14 protein-coding genes are annotated in these 15,405 nt (G+C 67.7%); 5 read left to right on the top strand and 9 right to left on the bottom strand.

Annotated features, from left to right (window positions below):
* Window positions 1-38 precede the first annotated feature (38 nt).
* The 5 genes from EV560_RS01500 to EV560_RS01520 form a co-directional block, all read right to left on the bottom strand.
* The gene (locus tag EV560_RS01500) at window positions 39-920 is read right to left on the bottom strand and encodes an S-methyl-5'-thioadenosine phosphorylase (protein ID WP_131853314.1); all 882 of its coding nucleotides are present in this window, start codon (window positions 918-920) and stop codon (window positions 39-41) included.
* Window positions 921-1,170: 250 nt separating this feature from the next.
* Window positions 1,171-2,058 carry a cytochrome c1 gene (locus EV560_RS01505; protein WP_131853316.1) on the bottom strand — a complete coding sequence of 296 codons (888 nt, stop codon included), beginning with the start codon at window positions 2,056-2,058 and terminating at the stop codon, window positions 1,171-1,173.
* Window positions 2,059-2,066: 8 nt separating this feature from the next.
* Complete coding sequence (locus EV560_RS01510) at window positions 2,067-3,347, bottom strand: cytochrome b (RefSeq protein ID WP_131853318.1); 1,281 nt, start codon at window positions 3,345-3,347, stop codon at window positions 2,067-2,069.
* A 57-nt stretch (window positions 3,348-3,404) separates the two neighbouring features.
* On the bottom strand, window positions 3,405-3,950 hold the full coding sequence (gene petA / locus EV560_RS01515; protein ID WP_282568825.1) for a ubiquinol-cytochrome c reductase iron-sulfur subunit: 546 nt from the start codon (window positions 3,948-3,950) through the stop codon (window positions 3,405-3,407).
* Between the two features lie 330 nt (window positions 3,951-4,280).
* Window positions 4,281-6,146 (bottom strand): ABC transporter ATP-binding protein, encoded by a 1,866-nt coding sequence (locus EV560_RS01520; RefSeq protein WP_131853323.1) that lies wholly within the window; start codon window positions 6,144-6,146, stop codon window positions 4,281-4,283.
* A 118-nt stretch (window positions 6,147-6,264) separates the two neighbouring features.
* Here EV560_RS01520 and EV560_RS01525 point away from each other — a divergent pair, with 118 nt between their 5' ends.
* Both EV560_RS01525 and hemF read left to right on the top strand, forming a co-directional pair.
* The gene (locus EV560_RS01525) at window positions 6,265-6,750 is read left to right on the top strand and encodes a tRNA (cytidine(34)-2'-O)-methyltransferase (protein WP_131853325.1); all 486 of its coding nucleotides are present in this window, start codon (window positions 6,265-6,267) and stop codon (window positions 6,748-6,750) included.
* Window positions 6,751-6,799: 49 nt separating this feature from the next.
* The gene (gene hemF / locus EV560_RS01530; protein ID WP_131854685.1) at window positions 6,800-7,723 is read left to right on the top strand and encodes an oxygen-dependent coproporphyrinogen oxidase; all 924 of its coding nucleotides are present in this window, start codon (window positions 6,800-6,802) and stop codon (window positions 7,721-7,723) included.
* Here hemF and EV560_RS01535 read toward each other — a convergent pair.
* The 4 genes from EV560_RS01535 to EV560_RS01550 are packed head-to-tail and all read right to left on the bottom strand — an operon-like array spanning window position 7,710 to window position 10,473.
* Complete coding sequence (locus tag EV560_RS01535) at window positions 7,710-8,945, bottom strand: CCA tRNA nucleotidyltransferase (protein WP_131853327.1); 1,236 nt, start codon at window positions 8,943-8,945, stop codon at window positions 7,710-7,712. The two genes, hemF and EV560_RS01535, sit on opposite strands and share 14 nt — an antisense overlap.
* Complete coding sequence (locus EV560_RS01540; RefSeq protein WP_131853329.1) at window positions 8,942-9,199, bottom strand: DUF6111 family protein; 258 nt, start codon at window positions 9,197-9,199, stop codon at window positions 8,942-8,944. The genes EV560_RS01535 and EV560_RS01540 overlap by 4 nt, the downstream gene beginning before the upstream one ends.
* Before the next feature lie 18 nt (window positions 9,200-9,217).
* Window positions 9,218-9,862, bottom strand: coding sequence for a CoA pyrophosphatase (locus EV560_RS01545; RefSeq protein WP_207907933.1), 645 nt, complete (start codon window positions 9,860-9,862; stop codon window positions 9,218-9,220).
* The gene (locus EV560_RS01550) at window positions 9,862-10,473 is read right to left on the bottom strand and encodes a DUF1285 domain-containing protein (RefSeq protein ID WP_131854687.1); all 612 of its coding nucleotides are present in this window, start codon (window positions 10,471-10,473) and stop codon (window positions 9,862-9,864) included. The genes EV560_RS01545 and EV560_RS01550 overlap by 1 nt, the downstream gene beginning before the upstream one ends.
* 151 nt (window positions 10,474-10,624) lie before the next feature.
* On the opposite strand from EV560_RS01550, the gene EV560_RS01555 reads away from it, so the two are divergent.
* The 3 genes from EV560_RS01555 to EV560_RS01565 are packed head-to-tail and all read left to right on the top strand — an operon-like array spanning window position 10,625 to window position 15,402.
* Window positions 10,625-11,638: an AAA family ATPase gene (locus EV560_RS01555; RefSeq protein ID WP_465246972.1), complete on the top strand. Its 1,014-nt coding sequence runs from the start codon at window positions 10,625-10,627 to the stop codon at window positions 11,636-11,638.
* A 10-nt stretch (window positions 11,639-11,648) separates the two neighbouring features.
* Window positions 11,649-12,560 (top strand): DUF58 domain-containing protein, encoded by a 912-nt coding sequence (locus EV560_RS01560; protein ID WP_131853333.1) that lies wholly within the window; start codon window positions 11,649-11,651, stop codon window positions 12,558-12,560.
* 16 nt (window positions 12,561-12,576) lie between these two features.
* On the top strand, window positions 12,577-15,402 hold the full coding sequence (locus tag EV560_RS01565) for a DUF4159 domain-containing protein (protein ID WP_131854688.1): 2,826 nt from the start codon (window positions 12,577-12,579) through the stop codon (window positions 15,400-15,402).
* The last annotated feature ends 3 nt before the right edge of the window (window positions 15,403-15,405 follow it).

Here is a 15,405-nt window from a genome sequence, read left to right on the forward strand (position 1 = left end):
CTCCCTGCCTGAACCGCGAATGACCGTACCGGTCCCGCTCAGGCTGCGGGCTTCAGCACCCGCCCGGCAACCGCGTCGAGCTTCGCCAGCAACGCCGGATCGCGGAACTCCGCCGGGGTGATGATGGCGTTGTCGAGTGCATTATGGGAACCGGCCGGGCACGGCTCACGCTCGGCCGGGAAATCGGCCGCGAGCCTTGCGACGAGCCGGCGTGCCTTCTCGGCATTGTCATGCAGCACGGCAATGACCGAGGCGACATCTACCGAGGATTGTTCCGGATGCCAGCAATCGTAATCCGTCACCATGGCGACGGTGGCGTAGGTGATCTCGGCCTCGCGGGCGAGCTTGGCCTCCGGCATCGCCGTCATGCCGATCAGATCGTAGCCGAGATTCTTGTAGGTCAGCGATTCCGCGTAGGTCGAGAATTGCGGGCCTTCCATCGTCACCAGCGTGCCGTTGCGCACGAAAGGCACCTCCTCCGCCGTGGCCGCCTCGGCGAGCCGCGCCTGCAGGCCGGGGCCCACCGGATGCGCCAGCGAGACATGCGCCACGCAGCCCTTGCCGAAGAAGGAGCTGACGCGCTTGGCGGTCCGGTCGACGAACTGGTCGACCAGCACGAAGAGGCCGGGATAGAGCTCGGACTTGTAGGAGCCGCAGGCCGAGAGCGAGACGAGATCGGTGACGCCGGCGCGCTTCAGCACGTCGATATTGGCGCGGTAATTGATCTCCGACGGCGGCAGCACATGGCCCCGGCCATGACGCGCCAGAAAGACGACCTTGGTCTTGCCCAGGCGCCCGATCCGCAACGCGTCCGAGGCCTCGCCCCAGGGACTGGCAATGCGCTCCTCGCGCAGCTCCGTCAGGCCGGGCAGGTCGTAGATTCCCGACCCGCCGATGATTCCAAGCACGGCTTCGCTCATGATGATTCCTTTCGCCGGCGCGCTTTCCGGCCGACTGTTGCCGGTCGAACGGAGAGAATTCGCGCCAGATTTCACTTTTGAGCATGATCTTATCGCAAACGTGCAAGCCACTTTTGCGGAACATGCCCGGCCGGAACAGAAGCTGGAGCAGGCTTCTGTGACGAACCGACAAAGGCTGCAGCGGCAGCCGTCTCGGTCGTCAAACGAAAAAGGCCCCGTTGCCGGGGCCCTTTCCTAACGCGATGGGCGATCAGTGCGCCGGGGAGCCGTCGGGCATCCGGGCCCAGATCTTCTTCTTGGTGTAGTAGAGCAGGCCCGCGAAGATCGCGAGGAAGATCATCACCTGGAAGCCCAGGCGCTTGCGCGCCTCCATATGCGGCTCGGCCATCCAGACGAGGAAGGCAGCGACGTCCTCGGCATATTGATGGATCGTCTCCGGGACCTGCGGCTTGCCGTCCGGCCCCTTCGGATACTCGACCTGTCCGTCCTGCAGCGGCTGCGGCATCGCGATCAGGTGGCCCGGCATATAGGTGTTGAAGTTCTGGCCCGGCAGCAGGGTCATGCCCTCCGGCGGCTTGGTGTAGCCGTTCAGCAGCGCCACGATGTAGTCAGGGCCCTGCTCCTGATACTGGGTGAAGATGTCGAAGATGAACTTCGGGAAGCCGCGCTCATAGGTGCGGGCCTTGGCCAGCACCGAGAGGTCCGGCGGATAGGCGCCGCCATTGGCCGCGCGCGCCGCCTGCTCGTTCGGGAACGGCGCCGGGAAGGTATCGGCCGGGCGGCCCGGACGCTGGAACATCTCGCCCTGATCGTTCGGGCCGTCGGTGACCTGGTAGGTCGCCGCCAGGGCCGCGACCTGACCGGGGGTGAACTCGGGGCCGCCGGGCTGCGACAGGTTGCGCATGCGCACGGCGTTGCCGAGATTCATCGCGTGGCAGTTGGCGCAGACTTCCTTGACGACCTTGAAGCCGCGCTGGAGCTGAGCCCGGTCGAATGTCCCGAGCGGACCCGAGAACGACCATTTCTGCTGTGGCGGCTTCGGGCCGCCTTCGGCGGCCCGGGCCGAAACGGCGGCGGTGGCGAGAACCAGGCCGGTGGCGAGGCCAGTCAGCGCGAGGCGAAAGCTGGTGGTCTTCATCTCTCGTCTCAGCCCTTGACGTTCGGTTCGGCGGCGGCGGTCGCGAGCTGCACGCCCGAGGCCCCCTTGATGTTGGCCAGCACGGAGTCGGCGATCGAGCTCGGCAGCGGCCGCGGCTTCTCGAAGATGCCGACCAGGGCCAGCGCGACGAAGAAGCCGAAATAGAGCACCGTGAAGATCTGCGAGGCGGTGACGTAGCCACCTTCGGCCGGCATGGCGCCGAGATAGCCAAGGCCGATGCAGACGGCCAGGAAGGCCCAGAACAGCTGGCGGGCGATCGGCCGATAGCTCATCGACTTGACCTTTGAGGTGTCGATCCAGGGCAGGAAGGCGAGCACCACGATGGCCGAGCCCATGGCGAGCACGCCGCCGAGCTTGTCGGGAATGGCGCGCAGGATCGCGTAGAACGGCAGGAAGTACCATTCCGGCACGATATGCGAGGGCGTCACCGCCGGGTTGGCCGGGATGTAGTTGTCGGCATGGCCCATGAAGTTCGGCTGGTAGAACACGAAATAGGAGAAGACGAAGATGAAGCAGACCATCCCGAAGATATCCTTGATGGTCGCGTAGGGCGTGAAGGGCACGGTGTCCTTCTGCACGTTCTTCACCTCGACGCCGGTCGGGTTGTTCTGCCCGACGACATGCAGCGCCCAGATATGCAGGACGACGACGCCCGCGATCATGAAGGGCAGCAGGTAGTGCAGCGAGAAGAACCGGTTCAGCGTCGGGTTATCGACCGAGTAGCCGCCCCATAGGAAGGTGACGATCGTCTCGCCGATCACCGGCAGCGCCGAGAACAGGTTGGTGATGACGGTCGCGCCCCAGAAGGACATCTGGCCCCAGGGCAACACGTAGCCCATGAAGGCGGTCGCCATCATCAGCAGGAAGATCACGACGCCGAGGATCCAGAGCACCTCGCGCGGGGCCTTGTACGAGCCGTAATAGATGCCGCGGAAGATGTGGACATAGACGGCGACGAAGAACATCGAGGCGCCGTTGGAGTGCAGGTAGCGCAGCAGCCAGCCGAAATTCACATCGCGCATGATGTGCTCGACCGAGGCGAAGGCGAGCGTGGCATGCGGGGTATAGTGCATCGCCAGGATGATGCCGGTGACGATCTGCGCCGCCAGCATGAAGGCGAGGATGCCGCCGAACGTCCAGAGGTAGTTCAGGTTACGCGGCACCGGGTAGGACACCGCCGTATCGTGCGCCAGCCGCACGATCGGCAGGCGAGCGTCCAGCCAGCGTTCAATGCCGGTCTTCGGGACGTAGGAGCTATGACCACTCATGCCGAATGCCTCGAGCCTGTCTCAAATTCCATAGGAGATTCCGGTTGAGCGATTCGCTCAGCCGATCTTGATCTTGGTGTCCGCGGTGAACGCGTAGGGCGGCACGGGCAGATTCAGGGGCGCCGGCCCCCTGCGGATGCGGCCGGACGAATCGTAGTGCGAGCCATGGCAGGGGCAGAACCAGCCGTCATAATCACCCTTCGGGTCGCCGGGGGCGTTGCCGAGCGGCACGCAGCCGAGATGGGTGCAGTTGCCGTAGATGATGAGGAACTGCTCGTGGCCCGGCTTGGTGCGCTGCTGGTCGGTCTGCGGATCGCGCAGCGTGGCGATATCGACGGCCAGGGCCTCGTCGATCTCCTTCTTGGTGCGGTGCCGCACGAAGATCAGCTTGCCGCGCCAGAACAGCTTGATCGCCTGGCCTTCCGCGATCGGGCCGAGATCGACATCCATCGGCGCGCCGGCGGCGATGACCTGCGCATCGGGAGCGAGCTGGCTGATCAGCGGAACGATGACGGCTGCAGTGCCGACGGCGCCGGCCGCGCCGGTAGCCAGCATCAGAAAATCGCGGCGGGTTGTGCCTGTCGTCTCGGTCGCGTGAGCCACGATCGAATTCCTCTGCTCTACGTCCAGCCTGGAAAGGCTGTAAGAATGTCGCCTGACGCCCCTCATAGGTGCGCCCCTTCGCAGCCGCAATGCGGCGGCGCGTCGCCGCCGCGCTCTTTGGCATGCAGTTTGGACGAAGTCTACTGTTCCGGACCACGCTCCGGCGCATAGCGGCGACCTGACGCGGACAGGGCACAAAGCCGGCAGGAATCTCGGCCCTCATCCTGAAGAGCGATCCACAGGATCACGTCTGGAAGGATGGTCGCGCGCGCTCCGGGACGCCCTTCGAAACGCCGCTTCGCCGCTCCTCGGGGTACGGGCCGGAGCGTTTCAGGCCGGGACTTTTTCCTCGTCGGCCACGGCCAGGAAGCCGCCCGACTGATGCGACCACAGCCGCGCATAGAGCCCGCCGCGTGCGACGAGCTCGGCATGCGTTCCGGTATCGACGATCCTGCCCTTGTCGAGCACGATCAGCCGGTCGAGCGCTGCGATGGTCGAGAGGCGATGCGCGATCGCGATCACGGTCTTGCCCTGCATCAGCTGCGTGAGCTGCTCCTGGATCGTCGCCTCGACCTCCGAATCGAGCGCCGAGGTCGCCTCGTCCAGGATCAGGATCGGCGCGTCCTTGAGCAGCACGCGCGCGATCGCGATGCGCTGGCGCTGGCCGCCGGACAGCTTGACGCCGCGCTCGCCGACGCGCGAGTCGAAGCCCCTGCGCCCGTCCTGGTCGCTCAGCAGCGCCACGAAATCGTCGGCCGAGGCGCGCCTGGCCGCCTCGACGATTTCGTCCTGCGTCGCGCCGATCCGGCCATAGGCGATATTGTCGCCGATCGAGCGGTGCAGCAGCGAATTGTCCTGCGTCACCATGCCGATCTGAGCCCGCAGCGAATCCTGGGTGACGCCGGCAATGTCCTGCCCGTCGATCAGGATGCGCCCGCCATCGAGCGGGTAGAGCCGCAGCAGGAGGTTGACCAGCGTCGACTTGCCGGCGCCGGACGGCCCGACCAGCCCGACCTTCTCGCCGGGCTGGATGACGAGGTCGAGATCCTCGAACAGCCCGGCCTTGCGGCCATAGTTGAAGCGGACATTCTCGAAGCTGATCGCACCCTTGCCGACATGAAGCGGCACGGCTTGCGGCGCGTCGGTCAGGTCATGCGGCTTGGCGATCGTCTCCATGCTCTCCTGCACCGAGCCGATATTCTCGAAGACCCCGCGCACGAGATGGATCAGCCAGGTCGACATCTGCACCAGCCGCAGCGACAGGCCGACCGCAGCTGCGACCGCGCCCGGCGTCATCTCGCCATGGCTCCACAGCCAGAGACAGAGCCAGGCCGTGACCACGACGAGAAGGCTGTTCATCGCCTGCAGGATGACGCTGACCCCGGTGATCAGCCGCGACAGGTTGAGGAAAGAGTCGTTCCAGCGCGTCAGCGAATCGCGCACCGCCGAGCGCTCGGCGTCGGAGCGGGCGAAGAGCTTCACCGTCAGGATGTTCGTGTAGGAATCGACGATGCGGCCCGTCGTGGTCGACCGCCCCAGCGAATTCGCCTCCGAACGCGTCTTGGCGCGCGGCACGAAATAGATCAGCAGCGCGACGTAAGCTCCGAGCCACGCGACGACCGGCATGGCGAGCCAGATCGAGGTCGAGCCGAAGAAGCCGATCGCGACCGAGGCGAAGACCAGCGCGTACCAGAGGTCGTCGATCACCTCGATCGTCGCGCCGCGGATCGACTGGCCGGCCTGGATGACGCGGGCCGAAAGCCGCCCGGCGAAATCGTTCTGGAAATAGGAGAGCGCGTGGCCGAGCGTGTAGACATGGTTGCGCCAGCGGATCTGGTTGGTGATCTGCGGCACCACGACCTGGTCGACGATGGCGTGATTGGCGAAATAGATCAGCGGCCTGACCACGACGAGCAGGAAAGCCGCGCCCATCAGGACGAGGCCATGGTCACGCCAGATCGTCGCCGGCGACTGCGTCGTCAGCAGATCGACGAACCAGCCGACCATCAGGTACATCGCCGCCTCGATGCCGCTGAAGCCGAGGCCGGTGAGCATGATCAGGGCGAGCCAGCCCTTCACGCCCTTGATGTGGTGCCACATGAAGGGCCAGACGCCATGGGGCGGCGTCTCGCTCTCGTTAAAGGGCGCGAAGACGTCGACGCGGCTCTCAAGAAAACGGAACAAGGCGGCGAACATGACGTACCGCCCTCCTTGGACCGGCATGGCGTCGAAATCTTGGCGTCATATGGTGCCTTCGGCCCATCGCGGCCAGAGCCTTGACGCATGTGCCGGCGTCACCGCATGACAGCAGCGCATGCTGCGCCTCGCCCTCTACCAGCCGGACATCCCGCAGAACGCCGGCACGATGATCCGCATGGCCGCCTGTCTCGGCGTCGCCATCGACATCGTCGAGCCCGCCGCCTTCGACGTTTCCGATCGGAATTTCCGGCGCTCCGGCATGGATTATATCGAGCGCGCCGCGATCGCGCGCCATGATTCGTTCACGGCCTTCGACATCTGGCGGCGCGGCGCCGGCCACCGGCTGATCCTGGCCGAGACCGACGGCCTAACGCCGCATACCGCCTTCGCCTTCCGGCCGGGAGACATCGTCATGGTCGGACGCGAATCGGCCGGCGTCCTTCCGGAGGTCTACGCGGCGGCCGATGCCAGCGTGCATGTGCCAATGCGCGCCGGTTTGCGCTCGCTCAATGTCGCCATCGCAGCAGCGATGATCATGGGAGAAGCCTTGCGGCAGTTGGATGGTTATTCGAAAGAGCCGCAGGGAACCCCTCTCCCGTAAGGAGAAGGTTCCCCGCGCCTTTTGAAGGCGGACAGCGCGGATGAGAACGATGCAGGATCAGCAGATACCCATTTCCCCTTCCAGTTTGGCCTTGGCCGAGGCCATGAAGCCCCGCGCCACCGCCTGGTTCGAGAGCCTGCGCGACCGGATTTGCTCGGCCTTCGAGGCGCTGGAGGACGAGGCCACGGGCCCCTTCCCGCCCGAGACTCAGGTCCCCGGCCGCTTTGTCCGCACGCCCTGGCAGCGGACCAACCATGATGGCCAGCCCGGCGGCGGCGGCGTGATGTCGATGATGACGGGCCGCGTCTTCGAGAAGGTCGGCGTCCACTGCTCGACCGTGTTCGGCACCTTCCAGCCCGAATTCGCCGGCCAGATCCCCGGCGCGGCCGAAGACCCGCGCTTCCACGCGACCGGTATCTCGCTGATCGCCCATCCCTGGAACCCGCACGTGCCGACCGTGCACATGAACACGCGCTTCGTCGTCACGACGAAGCCCTGGTTCGGCGGCGGCGCCGATCTGACGCCTGTGCTGGTGCGCCGGCGCACGCAGGATGACCCCGATTCGCGCGCCTTCCATGAGGCGATGCGTGCGCCCTGCGAGGCTCATCCCGAGGTCGCCGATTACGAACGCTTCAGGAGCTGGTGCGACGAGTATTTCTTCCTGAAGCACCGCAATGAGCCGCGCGGCATCGGCGGCATCTTCTACGACTATGTCTGGACCGGCGATCCGGAGGCCGATCTCGCCTTCACCAGGGCGGTCGGCGAGGCCTTCCTCGCCATCTACCCGCAGATCATGCGCGCCAACCTGGCGACGCCCTGGACCGCGGAAGACCGCCACGAGCAGCAGGTCCGGCGCGGCCGCTATGTCGAATTCAACCTGCTTTACGATCGCGGCACGATCTTCGGCCTCAAGACCGGCGGCAATGTCGATTCGATCCTGTCCTCGATGCCGCCGACGGTCAGGTGGCCCTGAGCCCGGTGATGGCAGCTTCGACGAAGCCGATCTGCTCCATCTCCCCTGCCGGGCAGCCTGCCTCGATCCAGGCATGACGCGCCCGGTCGAGCACGAGCCCGATATCCGGCCCCGCCGGCACGCCGCGCTTCATCACGTCGCGTCCGCCCGGCAGGAAAGGCGGAGTCCGGCCAAGTGCGGCGATCGCATCCTGCACCGCCGCGCCGTCCGTCCCCGTCGCGAGCAGAACGAGCCCGCCGGCGACCGCATCCGAGCCGACGCGGTGAGCGAGATGCCGCAGTTCGGCGATGCTCATCGGCTCGGCATGACCCGATAGCCCCTCGAGCGCGAGCGCAACCCGCTCGATCCGATCGAACTCCTCGTTCGAGAGCTTGAGCTTTTCGCGCAATCGCAACGCGTCCTCGCGAACCGTAACCGCCAGCGCCGCCAGCCGAAACGCCGGATAGACCGCCTGCCCGCCCAGCTCTGCAGCGATCGCGGCAAAACGCGAGGGATAGGGCACGCCGCCCAGCACCGGCATGAGCAGCCCGCCCCCCGCCATCGCGTCGAGCGCTTCGACAGCACGCGGAGCGACCAGCAGCTTCAGCAATTCCGCCCGGATCCGCTCGCGCGACAGGCCGGCAAGCCCCGCCCGACCTGCAATGCAGGCTGCGAGCCCGACCGCATCCGGCTCGCCTTCGCCATAGCGGGCATGAAACCGGAAGAAACGCAGGATGCGCAGATAATCCTCGCGGATGCGGGCGCCGGCATCGCCGATGAAGCGGATGCGTCGCGCCGCCAGATCGGCCAGCCCATCGCAGTAATCATGAAGCGCGCCGTCCCGATCGAGCCCGAGCGCGTTCATCGTGAAGTCGCGCCTGAGCGCGTCCTCGCCGAAATCGCGTCCGAAGGCGACCGTGGCGCGGCGGCCATCGGTCTCGACATCGCGCCTGAGCGTCGTGACCTCGAAGGCCTCTCCATTGGCGACGAGCGTGATCGTACCGTGCTCGATTCCCGTCGGGACCGCCTTGAAGCCCGCGGCCTTGCCGCGCCTGATCGTCTCGCTCGGTACCGCTGTGGTCGCGAGGTCGACATCATTGACGGCTTCGCCGAGCAGCAGGTTGCGCACTGCTCCGCCGACGAGCCGCGTCTCCTCGCCCTTGCCGTTCAGTGCGGCAAGAACCGCCACGACTCCCGGCCGATCGAGGAACGCGGCGATGCGCGCCCGCTCGCCTTCGGTCATTTGAAATGGCCGGGCACGAGCCGGCCGTTCTCCATATGCGGCGGGTCGTAGGCGCCCTGATTGCGCGGCGCGATCCAGCCGGTATAGGTGAAGACGGCGATGCAGAGCACCAGCCCGACGACGGTCAGCCAGAACAGGTGCCCGTCCCAATGCTCGACATCGAGCGGGTTGCGCCGGTTCACGATGAGATAGCCCGCGAAAAGACAGAAGGGCAGGACGAAGAGCAGCACCTCTTCGATGATCGAACGCAGCATCGGCGCTTTTCCCAGCTCTTATCCTGCCAGCCGCTCGTAGAGATTGCGGATCATGCCGGCGGTTGCGCCCCAGATATAGCGATCGCCGAAGGGCATCGCATAGTAGGTGCGGTAGCGACCTTTCCACTCGCGCCCTTCGCGATGGTGATTGGCCGGATCCATCAGGAAGGCGAGCGGCGTCTCGAAGGCGTCATCGACCTCATGCGGATTGAGCGTCAGATCGAAGGGCGGCGCGATCAGCCCGACCACGGGCACGATCCGGTAGCCCGTGCCCGTCAGATAGGCATCGAGGAAGCCGACGGTCTGCACATGCTCGCGTGCCAGGCCGATCTCCTCCTCGGTCTCGCGCAGCGCAGTCACGACGGGCGAGCCGTCGACCGCATCGACCCGTCCGCCCGGAAAGGCGACCTGGGCCGAATGGCTGCGCAACCCCGACGCGCGCGTCGTCAGCAGCATGGTCGGCCCGTCCTCACGAAGCACGATCGGAATCAGGACGGCAGCAGGCACCGCCGCCTTCTCGTCAGGCGGGGCGATCGGCTCGGGCTGGAGATCATGGTCGCCGCGCGGGCGGCTGATCAGGTCGCCATAGTCGGGCGGCTCCGGCCGCAGCCGCTCGCGCGCAAGCTCGGCGATCATCTCCGCCGTCAATTTGAGAGGCTGCATCAAAACCCTTCGATCTCGCTCGCCGGAACGGCCGGATAGAACACGCCCGCCGCGGCCACGCCGAACATCTCCCGCCCCTCGACCGCGCGAACCTCGCCGAGCGCCAGGAGGTCATAGGTCAGTGCCCGGGTCACCCTGGCCCAGAGGTCGCGCCGGATATGGATATAGGGCTTCAGCCCGTCCTTCGCTGCACGCTCGAACCGAATCGGATGTTCCTCGCCGACGCTGACGACATCGTCGACCTGGGTCCGGAAGGCGAGCGAACGCGCGTCGCCCTCGCCCTCCACCGCCATCTCGACTGCCTGGAACGGCGCATCTTCGACGGTGATGCCGACTTTTTCGACCGGGGTCACGAGAAAGTAATCGCCCTCGTCGCGGCGCAGCACGGAGGAGAACAGCTTGACTAGGGCCGGCCGGCCGATCGGCGTTCCCAGGTAGAACCAGGTGCCGTCGGCAGCGATGCGCATGTCGAGATTCCCGCAAAAAGGCGGGTTCCAGCGCTCGACAGGCGGCAATCCGCGCGTCTTCCCCTCACGCAGCGCGCTGAGCAGCCTGTCCATCGCCTGCGCCGGTTGATCCATCGAAACGCCCGTTCCCGCCGTCTGCGGCATATTGGTTGCATCACCCTTCTGCCTTGAACTCCACATAATCGTGAAGCCGAGTTCTGTGCACGGAAGCCTACAGTACTTGAGCCGGCCGGGCCGCCCGTCCACACTCAAGGCAACGTAGTCCGCCCCGATGAGGGTGAAGGAGATCGACATGGTGGCGCAAGCCCGCAGCGAGAACCCGCCGATCAATCTGGATACCGGTATTGTCGAGGCGGCTGAGGCTGCGCTGGGAGCCATCGGCGCGGCCCGCACCGAGATCGGTCAGGTCATCTTCGGCCAGCAGAAAGTGGTCGATCTCTCGCTGATCACGCTGCTTGCCGGCGGCCATGGCCTGCTCGTCGGCGTGCCCGGCCTCGCCAAGACCAGGCTTGTCGAGGCGATGGGTACCGTGCTCGGCCTCTCCGCCCGCCGTGTCCAGTTCACGCCCGACCTGATGCCCTCCGACATTCTCGGCTCCGAGGTTCTCGACGAGAGCCCCGACGGCAAGCGCCATTTCCGCTTCATCAAGGGCCCGGTCTTCGCCCAGCTCCTGATGGCCGACGAGATCAACCGCGCCAGCCCCCGCACCCAGTCGGCCCTGCTGCAGGCGATGCAGGAGCACCATGTCACCGTCGCCGGCGAGCGCTACGACCTGCCGGCGCCCTTCCATGTGCTGGCGACCCAGAACCCGATCGAGCAGGAAGGCACCTACCCGCTGCCGGAAGCCCAGCTCGACCGCTTCCTGCTCGAGATCGATGTCGGCTATCCCGATCGCGAGGCCGAACGCCGCATCCTGCTCGAGACCACCGGCGCCACCGAGCATGTCCCGGTCCAGACCATGACCGCCGAGACCCTGATGTCGACGCAGCGGCTGGTGCGCCGCCTGCCTGTCGGCGAGAATGTCGTCGACGCGATCCTCGATCTCGTTCGCTCCGCCCGCCCGGGCGACGGCGACCCGGCGATCACCGGCAAGCTCGCCTGGGGCCCCGGCCCGCGCGCCAGCCAGGCTCTGACGCTCGCCGCGCGCGCCCGCGCGCTGGTCGAAGGCAGGCTGGCGCCGTCCGTGGACGATGTCGCGGCGCTGGCGGCGCCGGTGCTGAAGCACCGTATCGCGCTCACCTTCGCCGCCCGCGCCGATGGCGAGACGGTCGAGGGCGTCATCGCCAAACTTGTCGAACGGTTGGGATAGGACCGGTTTGATGTTGCGCACGCGGGTCCTGAACCCGTCCGAACGCCAGCCGGCAAGGCCGGTCATCTCGGCCTCGCTGGATCTTGCCGCGCGCCTGCCGCGGCTGATCCTGGAGGCGCGGCGCGTCTCGGCCAGCGTGCACGGCATCCACGGCCGCAGGCGGGCAGGTCCCGGCGAGACCTTCTGGCAATACCGGCCGCTCGTCACTGGCGAGGCCGCCTCGCGCATCGACTGGCGCCGCTCCGCCCGCGACGGCCATCTCTTCGTGCGCGAGCGCGAATGGGAGGCCTCGCATGCGATCTGGCTCTGGATCGACCGCTCGGCCTCGATGGGCTTTTCCTCCTCGCTGGCGCAGGCCAGCAAGGTCGACCGCGCCTTGGTCGCGGGCTTCGCGCTGGCCGAGACGCTGGTCGAGGGCGGCGAGCGGGTCGGCCATCTCGGCCTGACGCGCGCGCTCGCCTCGCGCCGCATCGTCGAGCTGCTGGCCCAGGCGATCGTCATCGACAAGAAGGGCGATCTCGATCTGCCGCCGGACGAGCCGCTGCCGCGCCTCGCCGACGCCATTATCATCACCGACGGGGTCTCGCCGGCGAGCTCGCTCGCCAAGCGCATCGCGACCCTGGCGTCGAGCGGCGCACGCGGCCATATCCTGCTGATCGCCGACCCGATCGAGGAGACCTTCCCGTTCAGCGGCCAGGCCGAGCTCTTCGATCTCGAGGACGGGCTGTCATTGCGCGTGGGCGATGCCGGCGCCTGGGGCGAGGAATATCGCCAACGGCTGGAGGCTCATCGCGACGCGATCAAGGAAGCCTGCCGCCGCGCTGGCTGGACGCTGACGCTGCACCGCACCGACCGGCCCGCCAGCGAAGCCGTGCTTAGGGTGGCGAGCCTGATCGCCGCCGCGCGCGGCATCGGCCGCTAGGAGAATCGCGATCATGCTGAGCTCCCTGCCGATCGCCTTTTCCGCTCCGCTGGCGCTGGCCGCGCTGGCGCTGCTGCCGGCGCTCTGGCTGATCCTCAGGGTGACGCCGCCGCGGCCGCGCCGGATCGATTTCCCGCCGCTCAAGATCATGGCGGACCTCGTCGCCAAGCGCGAATTGCCGGCGCATACGCCCTGGTGGCTCCTGGCGCTGCGCATGGCGATCGCCGCGCTCGTCATCCTCGCCGTCGCCGGTCCGATCTGGAACCCGCAGCGCGAGACGGCGGCCCTGCGCGGCCCGCTGCTGCTGCTGGTCGATAACGGTTTCGGCGCCGCGACCAATTGGCCCGAGCGTCTCGCCATTGCCGAGAATCGCGTTGCCGCGGCTGGCCGCGAAGGCCGCCCGGTCGCCATTGTCGGCCTCGCCGAGACGCCTGGCGATATCACGCTCTCCGAACCACGCGCCGCGCTCGACCGGTTGCGCGCGCTGCCCCTGCAGCCGCATGCGCCAGACCGCGTCGCCCATCTGCCGCGCATCGACGCCTTCCTGAACAACTCGCGCGACGCCGAGACCGTCTGGATCTCGGACGGGCTCAGCATCGCCGATGACGGCGCCTTCCTCGCCCGCCTGAAGCAGGAGGCCGGCGCGAGCCGCCTCTCGATTCATGCCAGCCCGCCCAACCAGCGTGCCCTCACCGCAGCCGAGAACCTCGCCGGCGCGCTCAACGTCAAGGTGCTGCGCCCGACGACCAGCGCCGCGGCCAGCGGCCAGGTCCGCGCGCTCGACCTCAAGGGGCTTCCGCTCGGCGACGCGCCCTTCGTCTTCGGTCCGACCGAGACGCAGACCATCGCCCGCCTGACCCTGCCGATCGAGGTCCGCAACGCCGTCTCGCGGCTGGAAGTCGTCGGCGAAGCCAGCGCCGGCGCAGTCGCCCTGCTCGACGACCGCGCCAAGCGCCGCCGCGTCGGCATCGTCTCCGGCACGACCACCGACACCGCCCAGCCGCTGCTCTCGCCGACCTATTACGTCTCGCGCGCGCTCTCGCCCTTCGCCGAGATCCGCGAGCCACGCGCCGGCTCGAGCGATCCGATCGGTGAATTGCTGGCGCAGAACCTCTCCGTGCTGGTGCTCGCCGATATCGGTGCGCTCGACCGCGACACAGCGGCAAAGATCTCGACCTTCATCGAGCGCGGCGGCGTGCTGTTGCGCTTCGCCGGCGCGCGCCTCGCCGCAGCCACCGACGATCTCACCCCGGTGCGCCTGCGCCGCGGCGGCCGCACGCTCGGCGGCGGCCTGTCCTGGGACACGCCGCGCAAGCTCGCGCCCTTCACCCGCGAGAGCCCGTTCTTCGGTACGCCGATCAATGATGATGTCCGCGTCTCCCGCCAGATCCTGGCGGAACCGGAGGCTGATCTCGCGCGTAAGACCTGGGCTGCACTCGAAGACGGCACCCCCGTCGTCACAGGCGAACGGCGCGGTGACGGCGTGATCGCGATGATGCATGTGACGGCCGATACGACTTGGTCGAACCTGCCGCTTTCGGGCCTCTTCGTCGAAATGCTGCGCAAGGTCGTGGCGCTCGCCGGCACCGGCCCGCAGGAAGCGCAAGCAGAGGATGCACGCGTGGATACGCTCTCGCCGACCAGGGTGCTCGACGGCAGGGGCATCTTCCGCTCGCCCCCGGCCACGGCCCAGCCCGTCGCCCGCAGCTTCACCGGCCGCGCCACGCTGGCCCATCCGCCCGGCATTTACGGGCCGACCGACGGTTCGCTCGCGGTCAACGCGCTCAACCCCACCGACACGCTGAAGGCGCTCGACCTCGCCAGCCTCGGCGCTCCGATCCTGCCGGTCGACCGGCCGGTGGCCCAGGATATCCGGCCGCAATTGCTGGTGCTCGCCCTGTTGCTGCTCGTCGCCGACACGCTGGCGACGCTCTGGCTCGGCGGCCGGCTGCGCTTCGCGCGTCCCGGCCGCGCCGCTGCGGCGGCGCTGCTCTTCGGCCTCGGATTGGGCCTGGTCCTCGCGGCGAGCGGCACGCCCGCCCTGGCTCAGTCGCAGCCGGTTCCCGCCGCCGCGCCCGATACCCGCCCGCCGATCCCGCGCGAGCTTTTCGCCGCCGGCGCCGTTACGCGGCTCGCCTATGTCGTCACCGGCGACAAGTCCGTCGACGACATGTCGAAGGCCGGGCTCGCCGGCCTGAACATCGTGCTCGGCGCCCGCACCGCGCTCGAGCCCGGCGAGGCCGTCGGCGTCGATGTCGCGCGCGACGAGCTCGCCTTCTTCCCGATCCTCTACTGGCCGGTGGTCGCCGGCCGGCCGATCCCATCGGCAGAGACGCTGCGCAAGCTCGAAGCCTATATGAAGGGCGGCGGGCTCGTGATCTTCGACACCCGCGACGCGATGAGCGCGCGGCCCGGCGGTGGCACGACGCCCGAGGGCGACCAGCTCAAGCGCATGCTCCAGACGCTCGACATTCCCGAGCTGGAGCCGATCCCGCGCGACCACGTCCTGACCAAGACCTTCTACATCCTCGACGGCTTCGTCGGCCGCTACGACACCGGCACGACCTGGGTCGAGATCCTGCCGCCGGCCGGCGAGGATGGTCGCCGTCCGGCGCGGGCCGGCGACAGCGTCTCGCCGATCGTGATTACCTCGAACGACCTCGCCTCCGCCTGGGCCGTCAACCGCCGCGGCGAAGGCCTCGTGCCGATGTCCGGCTCCGACCCGCGCCAGCGCGAAATGGCGCTGCGTGCCGGCGTCAACCTCGTGATGTACGCGCTCACCGGCAACTACAAGGCGGATCAGGTCCATGTCCCCGCCCTGCTCGAGCGGCTCGGACAATAGGTT

It is taken from the genome of Allobosea sp. BK604 (assembly GCF_004341515.1).
Classification (GTDB): Bacteria; Pseudomonadota; Alphaproteobacteria; order Rhizobiales; family Beijerinckiaceae; genus Allobosea.

Coding starts and splice junctions, on each gene's coding strand:
- EV560_RS01500 (WP_131853314.1), bottom strand. CDS start 920: ATGAGCGAAGCCGTGCTTGGAATCATCGGCGGGTCGGGAATCTACGAC.
- EV560_RS01535 (WP_131853327.1), bottom strand. CDS start 8,945: ATGACCGAAGGCGAGCGGGCGCGCATCGCCGCGTTCCTCGATCGGCCG.
- EV560_RS01525 (WP_131853325.1), top strand. CDS start 6,265: ATGCTGCGCCTCGCCCTCTACCAGCCGGACATCCCGCAGAACGCCGGC.
- EV560_RS01505 (WP_131853316.1), bottom strand. CDS start 2,058: ATGAAGACCACCAGCTTTCGCCTCGCGCTGACTGGCCTCGCCACCGGC.
- hemF (WP_131854685.1), top strand. CDS start 6,800: ATGCAGGATCAGCAGATACCCATTTCCCCTTCCAGTTTGGCCTTGGCC.
- EV560_RS01510 (WP_131853318.1), bottom strand. CDS start 3,347: ATGAGTGGTCATAGCTCCTACGTCCCGAAGACCGGCATTGAACGCTGG.
- EV560_RS01550 (WP_131854687.1), bottom strand. CDS start 10,473: ATGCCGCAGACGGCGGGAACGGGCGTTTCGATGGATCAACCGGCGCAG.
- EV560_RS01520 (WP_131853323.1), bottom strand. CDS start 6,146: ATGTTCGCCGCCTTGTTCCGTTTTCTTGAGAGCCGCGTCGACGTCTTC.
- EV560_RS01545 (WP_207907933.1), bottom strand. CDS start 9,862: ATGCAGCCTCTCAAATTGACGGCGGAGATGATCGCCGAGCTTGCGCGC.
- EV560_RS01560 (WP_131853333.1), top strand. CDS start 11,649: ATGTTGCGCACGCGGGTCCTGAACCCGTCCGAACGCCAGCCGGCAAGG.
- EV560_RS01540 (WP_131853329.1), bottom strand. CDS start 9,199: ATGCTGCGTTCGATCATCGAAGAGGTGCTGCTCTTCGTCCTGCCCTTC.